General features: G+C 37.9%; 11 protein-coding genes. 2 read left to right on the top strand and 9 right to left on the bottom strand.

Annotation, left to right across the window (positions count from 1 at the left end):
- The first annotated feature begins 477 nt into the window (after nt 1-477).
- Nucleotides 478-4494, top strand: coding sequence for a fibronectin type III domain-containing protein (locus IEX65_RS00835; protein WP_188763682.1), 4017 nt, complete (start codon nt 478-480; stop codon nt 4492-4494).
- 296 nt (nt 4495-4790) lie between these two features.
- Here IEX65_RS00835 and IEX65_RS00830 read toward each other — a convergent pair whose 3' ends face one another.
- From IEX65_RS00830 to fsa, 3 genes are all read right to left on the bottom strand, one after another.
- Nucleotides 4791-6068: an Hsp70 family protein gene (locus tag IEX65_RS00830; RefSeq protein ID WP_188763681.1), complete on the bottom strand. Its 1278-nt coding sequence runs from the start codon at nt 6066-6068 to the stop codon at nt 4791-4793.
- Nucleotides 6069-6149: 81 nt separating this feature from the next.
- Nucleotides 6150-6833 (bottom strand): cell division ATP-binding protein FtsE, encoded by a 684-nt coding sequence (locus IEX65_RS00825; protein ID WP_188763680.1) that lies wholly within the window; start codon nt 6831-6833, stop codon nt 6150-6152.
- A gap of 104 nt (nt 6834-6937) precedes the next feature.
- Nucleotides 6938-7597: a fructose-6-phosphate aldolase gene (gene fsa, locus IEX65_RS00820; RefSeq protein ID WP_188763679.1), complete on the bottom strand. Its 660-nt coding sequence runs from the start codon at nt 7595-7597 to the stop codon at nt 6938-6940.
- A gap of 423 nt (nt 7598-8020) precedes the next feature.
- Between fsa and IEX65_RS00815 the strand changes: the two genes are divergently transcribed.
- Nucleotides 8021-8356 (top strand): transmembrane 220 family protein, encoded by a 336-nt coding sequence (locus IEX65_RS00815; RefSeq protein WP_188763678.1) that lies wholly within the window; start codon nt 8021-8023, stop codon nt 8354-8356.
- 193 nt (nt 8357-8549) lie between these two features.
- On the opposite strand, the gene ligA is transcribed toward IEX65_RS00815, so the two are convergent.
- From ligA to IEX65_RS00785, 6 genes are all read right to left on the bottom strand, one after another.
- Complete coding sequence (ligA, locus tag IEX65_RS00810) at nt 8550-10622, bottom strand: NAD-dependent DNA ligase LigA (RefSeq protein WP_188763677.1); 2073 nt, start codon at nt 10620-10622, stop codon at nt 8550-8552.
- A 165-nt stretch (nt 10623-10787) separates the two neighbouring features.
- Entirely contained in the window at nt 10788-11354 is a 567-nt protein-coding gene (locus IEX65_RS00805; protein ID WP_188763676.1) for a hypothetical protein, read from the bottom strand.
- 4 nt (nt 11355-11358) lie between these two features.
- The gene (locus tag IEX65_RS00800; protein WP_188763675.1) at nt 11359-12060 is read right to left on the bottom strand and encodes a hypothetical protein; all 702 of its coding nucleotides are present in this window, start codon (nt 12058-12060) and stop codon (nt 11359-11361) included.
- 219 nt (nt 12061-12279) lie between these two features.
- The gene (frr, locus tag IEX65_RS00795; protein WP_188763674.1) at nt 12280-12840 is read right to left on the bottom strand and encodes a ribosome recycling factor; all 561 of its coding nucleotides are present in this window, start codon (nt 12838-12840) and stop codon (nt 12280-12282) included.
- Nucleotides 12841-12888: 48 nt separating this feature from the next.
- The gene (pyrH, locus tag IEX65_RS00790; RefSeq protein WP_188763673.1) at nt 12889-13605 is read right to left on the bottom strand and encodes a UMP kinase; all 717 of its coding nucleotides are present in this window, start codon (nt 13603-13605) and stop codon (nt 12889-12891) included.
- Between the two features lie 175 nt (nt 13606-13780).
- Nucleotides 13781-14278 (bottom strand): acyl-CoA carboxylase biotin carboxyl carrier protein subunit, encoded by a 498-nt coding sequence (locus IEX65_RS00785; RefSeq protein ID WP_188763672.1) that lies wholly within the window; start codon nt 14276-14278, stop codon nt 13781-13783.
- Between the last annotated feature and the right edge of the window lie 61 nt (nt 14279-14339).

Here is a 14339-nt window from a genome sequence, read left to right as displayed (position 1 = left end):
TAATGGATTATAAGTTCACTTTTCTATTTATGACTACAAAATTAGACAAATATGAGTTTCGGAAAGGGTAAAATTCTGAAAATGATTTGAGAATGACCATCACGGAGGGAATTTTGGAGCGTTATAATGACTCATTTTGGCACTATTATTGTGGCTAATTTATTGACTAATTATACCCACTTAATAACTCTACCTATATACGTAAAAGTTATTTTTTTTCTACATAATTAAGTTTTTTCTTTGCTTCTTTGCCGACACTTATTGATGAAGTTTGATTTGCATATTTCTTGTATTTATGCCCGTAAACGAATATATTCATTGTATTATTCTAAGTTTTTTACTTTTCAATTTACTTCATTAAGCCCCCTTTTTGCATATTCAGATGATTTAAAAAATTATTAAACGGTATAAGATTTGTACTGATTTAATAGGGTTAATCCTGTCAATTGTTATTGAGTAATACTATAAAATTTATTTATGAAGAACTTCTATTTTAGTAGAGCGTTTGCATTATTTGCATTCACTCTTATTATTAATTTTCCGTTATTCGCACAAAAAGAGGTCGCTAAATGGGTAGAGGAGGTTCGTAAAAATAACAATAAATTTTCGGAAGAGAATTTTATACAATCAAGTAACAATAATGTTAATCAATCAGAGCTAAAAAAAGGTACAACTGTAAGCATAGATGTAAGCAAACTGACTGATTTATGGCAAAGACCACGCCCAACCTTAGTATTATCGTTACCAATAGCTGGCCGTAGCACCCCGATTACCGTTGAATTAGCAAGAATCCAAGTCACTACTACCAATTTTAAAGTTTCTTCAAGTAGTACATTAAATCAAAATCCTAAAACAGATGAAGGTGTTCATTATCGAGGTATTGTAAAAGGCGATACTGAGTCGGTAGCGGCAATTAGTATCTATAAAAATGAAGTGAGAGGCTTTATCGCCGATAAAACAGGGAAGTATGAAATCGGAAAGCTAAAAGATAAATCTTCTGACCATATTATATATAATGAGCGTGATTTGACTTCGACTCAGCCTTTTGCGTGCGGGACAAACCCAGTTACTCCTAAGAAAACTATACGTACTTCCAATCTCAAAGAATCAGCCTCTATTACTGGTATTGGATGCAAGACAGTAACGGTATATTTTGAGTGTGATTATCAGATGTATTTAGATAATGGCTCGAATGTAACGAATGTAACAAACTACGTAACGAGTTTCTTTAATCAGGTAGCTACTTTATACCAGAACGAAAATATTGATATTCAGATTTCAGAAATTTACGTTTGGACAACTCCCGACCCTTATCGTACGCTTACTACAACTTCAAGCGTTTTACAATCATTTAATACTAATAGAGGAGCGAATTTTAATGGTAATTTGGCTCACTTCCTCACGACAAGAAATTTAGGTGGTGGAATTGCGTATTTGAGTACACTTTGTAGTAAATCGTATGCACACGGTGTAAGTATGGTACAAAATACGTTTGCAACTTACCCAACTTTCTCTTGGACGGTTGAGTGTGTAACGCACGAATTAGGGCATAACTTAGGCTCGAATCATACTCAATGGTGTGGTTGGGTAAAACCCGATGGTACAACTGGGCCAATTGATAATTGTGCCGCTCCCGAAGGTGGCTGTACGACTGTTGGGCCAGCACCAACAAATGGAGGTACTATCATGAGTTACTGCCATTTAACAACTACTGGAATCAACTTTGCCAACGGATTTGGTACTTTACCTGGTAATGCTATTCGAGCAGGTGTAACAAATGCAACTTGTTTGGCCACTTCTGCAAGTACAACTTCTGCTCCAACTGGACAACAAACAACGAATATCACTAATAATACTGCCACTTTATCATGGAATGCAGTGCCGAATGGCCTTGCCTATTCCGTTGACTATAAACCAACGAGTTCAGCTACTTGGACAACTTTGGGTAGTTTTACAACTACAGCGGCTAATCTGAGCGGGCTTTTGGCAGGAACAAGTTATGACTGGAGAGTTAAATGCGATTGTTCGGGGTATTCAACAACAAGCACTTTCGTAACAACAGGCACTGCTTCTTGTGCAGCACCTATCAGCTTAACCAGTAGTAGCATCTCAAGTACGACTGCTAATTTATCATGGGGAGCAGTAAGCGGAGCAACGAACTATACAGTTCAATACAAAACCTCATCTGCCACTACATGGACAGTCGCTGGCACAGTTTCAACCACAACTTATACCTTATCGGGTTTGGTAGCGAGTACGGCTTACAACTGGCAAGTGAAAGCTAACTGTTCAGCTTATTCGGCAACCGCCAATTTCAGTACGCTTGCGGCCACTTGTGCAGCACCAGTGAGTTTAGCGAGTAGTTCTATTGCGAGTACGACAGCGAGTGTATCATGGGGAACGGTAAGCGGAGCAACGAGCTATACGGTTCAGTATAAAACCTCGTCTGCTACGACATGGATAACTGCTGGTACAGTCTCAACCACGACTTATGCTCTATCGGGTTTGGTAGCGAATACATCTTACAACTGGCAAGTGAAGGCCAACTGCTCAGCTTATTCAGCAACCGCCAGTTTCACTACTCTTGCGTCCACCTGTGCAGCACCAGTGAGTTTAGCGAGTAGTTCTATTGCGAGTACGACAGCGAGTGTATCATGGGGAGCAGTAAGTGGAGCAACGAGCTATACAGTTCAATACAAAACCTCATCAGCCACGACATGGACAACTGCTGGCACAGTCTCAACCACAACTTATGCTTTATCGGGTTTGGTAGCGAGTACGGCTTATAATTGGCAAGTGAAGGCCAACTGCTCAGCTTATTCAGTAACCGCCAGTTTCACTACTCTTGCGTCCACCTGTGCAGCACCAGTGAGTTTATCGAGTAGTGCAATTGCGAGTACGACAGCGAGTGTATCATGGGGAGCGGTAAGCGGAGCTACCAGTTATACAATTCAATACAAAACCTCATCAGCCACGACATGGACAACTGCTGGTACAGTTTCAACCACAACTTATGCTTTATCGGGTTTGGTAGCGAGTACGGCTTATAATTGGCAAGTGAAGGCAAACTGTTCATCTTATTCGGCAACTGCCAGTTTCAGTACGCTTGCCTCTACGTGTGCAGCACCAGTGAGTTTATCGAGTAGTGCAATTGCGAGTACGACAGCGAGTGTATCATGGGGAGCCGTAAGCGGAGCTACCAGTTATACAATTCAGTATAAAACCTCATCAGCCACGACATGGATAACTGCTGGTACAGTTTCAACCACAACTTATGCTTTATCGGGTTTGGTAGCAAGTACGGCCTATAATTGGCAAGTAAAAGCGAACTGTTCAGCCTATTCGGCAACTGCCAGTTTCACTACGCTTGCGGCATCTTGCACGGCTCCATTTGGTTTGTCGAGTACTAATATTGCGAGTACATCGGTTACTTTAGTTTGGAATTCGGTAAGTGGAGCCACGAGTTATACAATTCAATATAAGACTTCATCTGCTACAACATGGTCAACTGCCGCAACAGTTTCAACAACTAATTATAATTTGACTGCACTGATTGCTGGAACAACTTATAATTGGCAAGTGAAGGCCAACTGTTCAGCCTATTCGACAACGGCCAGTTTTGCGACGCCAACAGCTTCTTGTACAGCTCCAAGTGGCTTATCAACTACCAATATTACCAGTTCATCTGCTACTTTAGTTTGGAATTCAGTAAGCGGAGCCACGAGTTATACAGTTCAATATAAGACTTCATCTGCTACAACATGGTCAACTGCCGCAACAGTTTCAACAACTAATTACAATTTAACTGCACTAATTGCTGGAACAACTTATAATTGGCAAGTAAAAGCCAACTGCTCAGCATATTCAGCGGCTGTGAGTTTTACTACTACTACTTGCACAGCCCCAACTGGCTTGACGAGTAGCAACGTTGCGGGGACTTCTGCTACAATAGCGTGGAATTTGGTGAGTGGAGCCGCCAGTTATACAATTCAATATAAGAAATCAACTACTTCGACATGGACAACCGTAGCAACTGTATCGGCTAATGCGTACAGCTTAACTGGTTTGACAAAGAACACTACATATAATTGGCAAATAAAGGCAAATTGCTCTGTTTATAGTTCTACGGCTACCTTTACCACATTATCAACGGCGGCATTGAAAAATGCTATTGTAGCTACTTCAAATGATTATGAGATAAAGGAAGAGAAAATTCAATACTTGCCTAATTTCCCTATTGAGCCTCGAACTAAGTTTTCAATTTTCCCGAATCCTGCTCAAAACAATATTTCTTTGATAATAAGTAATGAAGAAAAAATTGAAGGGGGTGTGTTTTATCAGATTGTTGATTTTAGAGGAAAGGTCAGAAAATCACAAAAAATAACAACTGATAATATTGATTTGCAGATTTCTGACTTAGAATCTGGCATGTATATCATTCAGATGGTCAGTAAATTGGGCGTGATAGAAAGTAAAACTTTGATAAAAGAATAAAATTTTAAAGTTATGCTATTTGATAATTTCCCAATTAAATGACCCAAATCCTTAGTCCGTAGGACTTTTATATTGGTAGAAATTTTGATGATATTAATTTTTAGAATGCCGTAGGTATTCAACTATACCGACTATTTGTTGAGTACCTACGATATTTTTGTTATACTTTTTCGGTTTTATGATACCTAGCGTTAATATTAAAGCCCTATATACTAGATGGCTTAGGCTTAATCTATCTATTCTCTTTTCGTTTAATCGGAAAGCGGTCGATGGGATGATAGCAGACCGCTTTTTTATTAAGCAACGGCCTCAGCCAACACACGATAACTATACGCCAAGCCCATAGCCACACTATTAAAATTATCGCCCGATTTGATTTTTTCTGAGCCAAAACGCTTCATAAAAATATGGTTGAGTGGTCGTACCATCGAAGTACCGCCAGTCATAAACACCACATCAATATCTTCGTTTTTTATCTGATTTTTATCGAGAAACTCTTGCAAATACTGTTCGATTTTCTCGACGTTTTTGTCAATAATTTCTTCCGAAAACGCTTGAATAGAAATAGGCTCGTTAATGGCAATTTCGCTTTCGTTAAACTCAAAAACAGCATCATCAGACTTTGTTAAGTCGATTTTTACTTTTTCGATTTGCTTGAATAAAACATAGCCTAAGTTTTGTTCAATCAAGGTTTGTAGGTTTTTCACTCGATAATCTTTGCCCGAATATTGGTAAGATTTAGCAATGCTCAACTTCATACGAAGCGAGTCGAGGAAGTTCATTTTTTCCCACGAACAGATGCTATAAAAGTAAGAAAGTGGCAAATCAATCGGTTTACCAGGCGTAAATTCTTCTTTTACACCACGCCCGAAATGTGGTGTGCCTTTGTGCCACATAATGTCAGAATCAAAGCTATCACCACCGATATAAATACCTCCTTGGGCCAGCATATCGGCTTTGCGGTCAGCTTGATTGATGGCCTCTGGGTTGAGTTTCATCAACGAAAAATCAGATGTACCACCACCAAAGTCGGCTACTAAAACCAGTTGTTGGTTTTCGATTTGACGTTCGTAAGTAAAAGCTGCTCCGATTGGCTCCATTTGGAAATAAAACTCCTCAAAACCGGCAATTTGTGCCGCTTTTGAGAGTCTTTCTTGGGCTAAAGCATCTTTCTCGGGGTTTTCGTCAAAAACTACTGGTCGGCCAATAACGGCGGTTTTGATGTTTTCTTCCACAAATTCATCGGCTATTTTCTTTAGATGCACTAAAATCAAAGCTACTAAATCTTCGGCACGGTAGCTTTTCGAGCCGATGCGGGTATCAATAAAACTTTTATTTGGCAAAACCTTCTTGATAGATTTCATGAATCGCCCACGCATACGGCTTTGTACATAGAGCGAAATGGCATCATGCCCAACCGTTGGAGCTACAATTTCTTTGGGATTTGTTGGCTCGGGGAAAAATAGGAGCGAAGGTATCGTGAAAAGTTTAACTAAATTATTTGTTTCGGTGTCAAGAATTGCAAGGGCCGAGTTTGTCGTTCCGAAATCAATTCCGTAAATATATTTGCTCATGAAAAACGATTATATTGTAGCACAATTTTCTCAATTGTGTAAGACGTAGAACAATTTGAAAATTGTGTGAGGATAAAAAAATTACATACTCTCGGCAAGGTCACGAACTTGGCCTTTGTCGCAGTAGAGCGTACGGTGCGGGAAGCGTTCGATAAGCTCGAAATCATGGGTTGCCATCAGTACGGCAGTATTCGATTTTTCGTTAATGTCGAGGAAAAGTTTCAGAATTTCAACCGACATTTCTGGGTCAAGATTACCCGTTGGCTCATCGGCCAAAATAATGTCGGGTTTGTTGAGTAATGCTCGGGCAATTCCGACTCTTTGTTGCTCACCACCCGAAAGTTGGTGGGGCATTTTTTCGAGAATATGAGGAAGATTGACCAACGAAAGTACTTCTGCTATTCGCTCATTCATTTCATTTTTATCTTTCCAGCCCATGGCTTTCAAATAGAAATGAAGATTTTTTTCGATATTTCTATCACTCAGTAATTGGAAATCTTGAAAAACTATCCCGATTTTTCGACGTAGATAAGGTATTTCGGAACGTTTAAGAGCGTGAAGTTCAAAACCGCCGATTATTCCAGAGCCTTTTTCAAGCCATAGGTCGGCGTAAAGAGTTTGTAAAAGCGAAGATTTCCCACTTCCAGTTCGGCCAATTAAATAGACAAATTCTCCTTTTTGGATACTAAAATTTACGTCCGACAAAACCAATTGGTCTCGTTGGTAAATAAAAGCCTTTTGTAGAGAAATTACCGAACTTTCCATAATTAATTAAGAATTAAGAATTAAGAATGAGGAATGATTGACCAAAAAGATAAACCATTCTAATTCTTAATTCTTAATTCTACATTCTTAATTCTTAACTAATTTTATTTTGCGTTCACTTTAGCGTAGTCAGCTAAGAATTTAGCCAAGCCGCTGTCAGTTAATGGGTGATTCAATAATGCCATGATAGCCGAAAGTGGGCCAGTCATTACGTCAGCACCGATTTTAGCACATTGTAAGATGTGCATTGGGTGACGCACCGAAGCAGCTAAGATTTGAGTTTCAAATCCGTAGTTGTCATAAATCAAACGAATATCTTCGATTAGATTCATACCATCGGTTGAAATATCATCTAAACGACCAACGAACGGAGATACATAAGTAGCACCAGCTTTAGCCGCTAACAAAGCTTGACCAGCCGAGAACACTAACGTACAGTTAGTTTTGATACCTCTTTCTGAAAAATATTTAATAGCTTTGATACCATCTTTAATCATCGGTACTTTCACTACAATTTGCTCGTCGATTTCAGCTAACTCTTCACCTTCGGCAATCATTTCTTCAAAAGTAGTAGAGATAACTTCGGCACTTACATCGCCATCAACAATCTCGCAGATTGCTTTATAATGACGCATAACGTTGTTTTTGCCAGCAATACCTTCTTTCGCCATTAATGAAGGGTTGGTAGTTACGCCGTCGAGAACACCGAGGTCTTGTGCTTCTTGAATCTCTTTGAGAGAGGCTGTATCAATAAAAAATTTCATGGAGAGAAACCCCTAACCCCTAAAGGGGGATTTTTGTTTGATGCTTTCAAGTCTTGGGGCTATTTAGACTAAAAAGCTACATGAATATGTTTTTCTAAAAAAAAGTCAAAAAAAAAGGCAAATTCACCGCTCAACCACAGTACCCTTGCTTCGGTCAAGACCTGGGGGATTCAGCAGGAGCTGGTAATTTGCCGACACAAAAGTAGTAATTTTTTGACTGTCTGCAAACGTTTTTTTGTGCAAATTTAATAGTTTTTTTGATTTTAGCCTCAAAAAACGGATTAATAGCTTGATAGTCAGTTATTTGTCGGGTAAAGCAAGAGGATTAAAAAAAATTAAGGAGATATATCATATTTTTTAAAATCTGTTAGTCGTAATTTTGTTTGTTTTGATAAATATTCCTAACCCAATACTTTTAAAGATATGATACAGAAAGTAATTCTTTGGTTTTTTGTAGTGATGTTTTTTGTGTTTGCATTGGTACAGTATAACGACCCTGACCCTTATGTTTGGATTCCAGTGTATCTGATTCCGACGTATTTATGCTATTACAAATTGCAGGGAAAGGGCGATAAATTGATGTATTTTGGCATTGGTTTATTGTTTTTAATGTGGGCAATAAATCAATTTCCGCCTGAGTGGGAAGGTGTTTTGTTGAATCAAGGTATGAAAACCGTGAATATCGAATTGGGTCGTGAATCGCTTGGCTTGGGCTGTTGCACCATTGGAATGTGGCTTTGTGCGGCGTTGAAGAATTAAGTGATTGGGTTATTGGTTATTTGTTACTGGTAAATTGGTTACTAAATAAAACTGGGTATTGAGAACTCGTTTACGTAAAAACGAATTTCCCAATAACCAATAACCAATAACCAATAACCAATAACCAATAACCAATAACCAATAACCAATAACCAATAACCAATAACCAATAACCAATAACCAAATTACCAAATTACCCAAGCATTGCCATAAATTCTTCTTCCGAAATCATCGTTACGTTGAGTTTCTTGGCTTTTTCTATTTTTGATGAACCTGGTTTTTCGCCAACAATCAGAAAATCTAATTTTCCTGAAACTCCACTCACCACTTTTCCTCCATTAGCCTCAATTTTTTGTTCGAGGGCTTCACGCTCAAAATTGGCGAACGTACCCGTGTAGAGGAAAGTTTTTCCTGCCAGTTGGTCGCCTTCGATTTCTTTAACTTCATCTAAAGCGGCCATTTGTAAACCTGCTGCTCTAAGCCTTTCGATTAAAGCCAAATTATCTTCATTCTGGAAAAATTCAACAATACTTTGGGCAATCTTGTCGCCAATTTCGGGTGCGGTGCGAAGCGTTTCGTAATCGGCGTTTTTGATATTGTCAATATTTTTGAAGAAACTCGCCAGTTTTTCGGCCACAGTAGCACCTACATAACGAATACCGATACCAAAAAGCACTTGTTTGAAAGGTGCTTGCTTCGACTTTTCGATACCATCTAAGATATTCTGAACGGTTTTTTCTTTGAAACCAATTTTTCTGACTTTACCTGTGAGTTCGTCTTCGGTTACTTTTTCGAGTCCGAAAAGTTTTTCGTAGGTCAAATCATATAAATCCGTGATGTCGTTCACCAATCCTTTATCATAAAGCAATTCGATTTTTCCTTCACCCAAGCTATCAATATTCATGGCTTTGCGGTGAATAAAATGCTCGATTCGACCTCTAATTTGTGGTGGACAACCTTTTTCATTGGTACAGTAGTGGTTGGCTTCGCCTTCTTTGCGAGTTAATGCACTGCCACATTCGGGACAAGCACTTGGATACACAATTTCTTGAGTATTAAACATATCTCGTTTTGATAAATCAACGGCTGTTACTTTCGGAATGATTTCGCCACCTTTTTCTACAAAAACGGTATCACCGATTCTTAAACCCAAACGCTCGATTTCGTTGGCATTGTGGAGCGAAGCACGTTTGACGGTTGTGCCAGAAAGGTGTATGCCTTTGCCATTAAGTTTTTCATTGTCGAGTTCGGCCACGGGCGTAATTGCTCCTGTGCGACCCACTTGATAGGTAACGGCTTTCAGAATAGCGGGTTTCGATTCGGCTTTGTATTTATAAGCAATTGCCCAACGTGGACTTTTAGCGGTATAACCCAATTCGGCTCTTTGAGCAATCGAGTTGAGTTTAATTACGATACCGTCAGTGGCGAGTGGTAATGAAAAACGTTTTTCGTCCCATTCGTTGATGTAAGCAATCACTTCTTGGATTGTGCTGCATTTTGTCCAAGTTTGCGATACATTGAAACCCAAGTTTTTGAGTGCTATTAGGCTTTCTTCATGTGTTGCAAAGACTTCCTCATCGGATAGAAATTGATATACGTACGCATCAAGTCCACGACGAGCTACTTCGGCCGAATCTTGCAGTTTGAAACTACCCGAAGCGGCATTTCGAGCGTTGGCGTAGCTTTCTTCGCCTGCTGCTTCGGCATCGGCATTCATTTTCTCGAATGATGAATAAGGTAGGAAACCTTCTCCACGAATCTCGAATGCTCCAGTTGCTCCTGCTAGGGGAGTTTTTATTTTGAGGGGTAAAGTTTTTATTGTCTTTACATTATTCGTAATATCATCACCTCTTACGCCATCGCCCCGAGTTACACCACGCACAAAAACACCGTTTTCGTAAGTCATTGATAGCGAAATACCATCAAACTTTAATTCACAAATATATTCGTAAGTTTCGCCGTTGAGTCCTTTTCTTACTCTTTCATCAAAGTCGATGAGTTCTTGCTCGTTGTAGGTATTTGCCAACGAAAGCATCGGGTAACGGTGCTCGACACTCGCAAAGTTTTTTGTAATAGTACCACCTACACGATGCGTTGGAGATTCGGGTAATTTTAGGTCAGGGTACTGATTTTCGAGCGATTCTAATTCTTTCAAGAGCATATCAAACTCTTGGTCAGAAATCTCCGAAACGCTATCCATATAGTAGCGTTGGTTATAATAATTGAGTTTTTCGGTTAGCTCGCTTATGCGTTCGGCAGGATTCATATAGGTAGATACTGGTTATTGGTTCTTGAGGAATTAGTTATTTAAGCTCAAGTTTGGCATCATTGAAAAGTTTTAAACCCCAAATTGCAATGCAATTTATAAAGATTCCATTAAAAAAGCCTGCTGTTAGGAGCAAGCTTTTTTAATGAAATTCTGAAATGGTAATTATGAAGGATTATTAATTAATAATATCCCAATAATGATTAGAATAACCGCAATTATTTTAAGAAGGCAGCCAATTCCTCCAACAACAATTGTAAAAATCCCTATAATGAATAGTATTACACCAAAAATAATCAATATCCATCCTAAAAGATTATAATTAGTACTTGTACCATGCTCCCCTTCAATAATTGATAATTCTTTTACATCATCACCATGAATTTCTAAGTACCATATATTAGAATTTGTTTGTCTATTCAAGTGATAAGTCCCATCCCCTTTAACATCCACCATACCTGTGAAGTATATATCAAAAACATTATTGGGAATACTAACGTTTTTCATATTTTTAATTATCAATCGTGTTACTCCTCTTTCCGGCTCTGGCAGGTTTTCTAATGCAACAGAATTCATTGCTCCTAAATTCTTTACAAATTTGCTATTTCCTTCCATTGAAATATTTCCAACATCATCGAAGTGTAGATTAATTTCTTTATTCTTCTCTGCACAACTTAGAAAACAAAAAAAAATAGCATATAAGGCTGTTTTTAAAAAGTTATTAAGTCCCATTTTTTTAAAGTATTTCGTTGATATTGAGATAAACTAATTTTATATTATTAATTTTACTTAAATTGGAGAAAGATAAACTATATTTTTTATTTTCGTCGATATAAAATATCTCTTTTTTGTTTGGATTTAAAAGTATTTGCTTTTTCTGATTTTGGAACCCACTTAATTTAATATATACTTTGACTATTTTATTACTCGGGTCAATCGAATTGACACTAATTTGAAGTAATGTTTTTAAATCGTTATAAGTTTGCTCTTCTTTCATCGCTATTTTTGAATTATAAAGCTGTTCATTAATGAATACGGTATCTATTTGAGAAAGTGTAATATTTATATCGTCTAAATAATTTGAAGTAGAATCATAGTTGGTTATTCGATTAACAACCTCATTTCTTTGTTTTGTTAAAGTTGTATCTAAATATGCATATTGTGTAGTATCTTCTTTGATAAATTCTTTAATTACATCTTTGTGAGTAAAAAGAAGTTGTAAAATTAAGATAATATATATTCCTAAAAATACAATTGAAAAAAGTAAAGTATATTTGTTTATAAAATGTTTAGTTGTTTCGTTGGACGAGCCATTCGATTTGATAAGTGCTGCACCTTGATAAATTACAATTCCCGCCAATAATGTTCCAACAATTAGAACCCCAAGTATCCCACCCTTATCAATTAATTCTTTTAATATTTCAGTAGTAATTTTCATAATTGTTTTTTTCAAATATAGATGAAATTTTAATTATTTGTATATATGAGATAGTTTTTTGTTGTAAAAACTATTTTGAAGTTACTTTCCTTATATTGTTCTTGAGACTACAATATATTCGAAGGTAAAATAAATATTCAATTTATAAAGATTTCATTAAAAAAGCCTGCTTTTGGGCAGGCTTTCTATAATTCTCACAATTTGAAAAATTGTGTTGTACTATACTTGCATGATGTCTTTTTCTTTATCGGCCATTAGCTGTTCGGCTTTGGCAATATAGCTGTCGGTCATTTTTTGTACACGGTCTTCTGCTTTTTTCACTTCGTCTTCTGAGCCACCATCTTTCTGAATTTTCTTCAATTCTTCGTTGGCTTCTTGGCGTACTTTACGAATATTCACACGAGCAACTTCGATTTCGGCTTTAGCTTTTTTAACTAAATCTCTACGACGTTCTTCGGTCAGTGGTGGAATATTCAAACGAATAATTTCTCCGTCGTTGGCAGGGGAAAGACCCACGTTTGAGTTGATGATGGCACGCTCAATATCGTTGATGAGTTTACGCTCAAAAGGCTTAATAGCAATTGTGCGAGCATCAGGCGTACTGATTGATGACACTTGACTTAATGGAGTGGGTGCACCATAATATTCTACCTGAATACCATCAAGCATTTGAGCAGAAGCACGTCCAGCTCTGATTTTTGAAAGTTCGATTTGTGTATGTTTCAAGGCACGTTCCATCGTGTCTTTCGCCATATCAAGGACTAATTCTATTTCTTCCATTTTCTTAAACTTCGTATTTCTATAATTATAATATCTATAATATTCAAATTACTCGCCTACCAAAGTACCTACATCTTCACCTTGCACTACCTTCATCAAATTTCCTGCTACATTCATATCAAACACGATGATTGGCATTTTGTTTTCTTTGCAAAGTGCAAAGGCCGTGAGGTCCATTACTTTAAGGTTTTTGTTGATGGCTTCTTCGTAGCTAATTTTATCGTATTTTGTGGCGGTAGCATCTTTACGTGGGTCGGCAGTATAAACACCGTCAACGCTTGTGCCTTTCAATAGTACATTTACGCCGAGTTCGTTGGCTCTTAAAGCTCCACCCGAATCAGTCGAGAAGTACGGGTTTCCTGTTCCTGCTCCTAAGATGACGATTCTGCCTTTTTCGAGGTGACGAATCGCACGACGACGAATGAACGGCTCGGCTACTTGTTCCATTTTAATGGCCGACATTAAACGTGTATTTAAACCAGCTTTTTCTAATGCACTTTGTATGGCCATACCGTTGATTACGGTAGCAATCATACCCATGTAATCGCCTTGCTCACGGTCAATGCCAGAGTTTTGGCTTGCTCCACGAAAGATATTTCCACCACCGATTACGATTGCAACTTGGCAACCTGCTTCAACGATATATTTAATTTCTTGGGCGTATTGCGAAAGAATATCGGAGTTAATAATTTGGCTTTTATCGCCGCCGTTGAGGGCTTCGCCACTTAATTTAAGGAGGATTCGCTTGTATTTTAGTTCAGACATGAGGGTGTATTTTAGAGCAAAGTTAGGGTTAAATTTTTGAGTTTGGAAAATTTTGTCGGTAGAAATTTGAATCTACTCTACAAAACAAGAGTGGCACACCTTGTTGCGTTCAACAATGAGGTATGCCACTCTTTAAAAAAATACTGACCATTGGCCACGAAATATCGACTAAATTTTACTCAAACTCCATGATTAATTGTCCTTTTTCAACGCTATCGCCAGTGTTGGTTTTGATACTTTTTACGATTCCATCACCTGCGGCTTTGATGGCATTTTCCATTTTCATGGCTACCAAAATCAACAGTACGTTACCTTTCTTTACTTCATCACCTACTTTTACTTTCATTTCATAAATTAAGCCTGGCATTGGTGCTTTTAGGTTATTGAGTTTGGCCGATGCCGCACTACTCATGCCCATTTTTTCTAAAAGTAAATCAGTCCGATTTTTGAGATTGACGGTATGAATTGTCCCGTTTATTTTCAGTTTAAAGATTTTTTCGGCGTAATTGGCCTCTACGAGTTCGGCATTATACGATTGATTATCTTTAATGATATGAAAATGATTCTCAGAAATATCACGTAAATCCCACGAGAAGGGCTGGTTATTGATTGAAATCGCTCCTTTTTCGTCAGAAAGCTCAAAAGTTTGGTCGTTAATGATTGCTTTTAGCATGGTTGAATCTTTTGTTTGAGATGTTTGATGTTGTTACATATTGTTGCACATCGCTTTTCGC

Source organism: Emticicia aquatilis, assembly GCF_014644295.1.
Lineage (GTDB): Bacteria > Bacteroidota > Bacteroidia > Cytophagales > Spirosomataceae > Emticicia > Emticicia aquatilis.
The sequence above is the reverse complement of the archived record's forward strand: the minus strand, read 5'-3'. Positions and strand labels throughout refer to the sequence as shown.

Coding starts and splice junctions, on each gene's coding strand:
- IEX65_RS00805 (WP_188763676.1), bottom strand. CDS start 11,354: ATGGGACTTAATAACTTTTTAAAAACAGCCTTATATGCTATTTTTTTT.
- fsa (WP_188763679.1), bottom strand. CDS start 7,597: ATGAAATTTTTTATTGATACAGCCTCTCTCAAAGAGATTCAAGAAGCA.
- IEX65_RS00800 (WP_188763675.1), bottom strand. CDS start 12,060: ATGAAAATTACTACTGAAATATTAAAAGAATTAATTGATAAGGGTGGG.
- pyrH (WP_188763673.1), bottom strand. CDS start 13,605: ATGTCTGAACTAAAATACAAGCGAATCCTCCTTAAATTAAGTGGCGAA.
- IEX65_RS00830 (WP_188763681.1), bottom strand. CDS start 6,068: ATGAGCAAATATATTTACGGAATTGATTTCGGAACGACAAACTCGGCC.
- IEX65_RS00835 (WP_188763682.1), top strand. CDS start 478: ATGAAGAACTTCTATTTTAGTAGAGCGTTTGCATTATTTGCATTCACT.
- IEX65_RS00815 (WP_188763678.1), top strand. CDS start 8,021: ATGATACAGAAAGTAATTCTTTGGTTTTTTGTAGTGATGTTTTTTGTG.
- frr (WP_188763674.1), bottom strand. CDS start 12,840: ATGGAAGAAATAGAATTAGTCCTTGATATGGCGAAAGACACGATGGAA.
- IEX65_RS00785 (WP_188763672.1), bottom strand. CDS start 14,278: ATGCTAAAAGCAATCATTAACGACCAAACTTTTGAGCTTTCTGACGAA.
- ligA (WP_188763677.1), bottom strand. CDS start 10,622: ATGAATCCTGCCGAACGCATAAGCGAGCTAACCGAAAAACTCAATTAT.
- IEX65_RS00825 (WP_188763680.1), bottom strand. CDS start 6,833: ATGGAAAGTTCGGTAATTTCTCTACAAAAGGCTTTTATTTACCAACGA.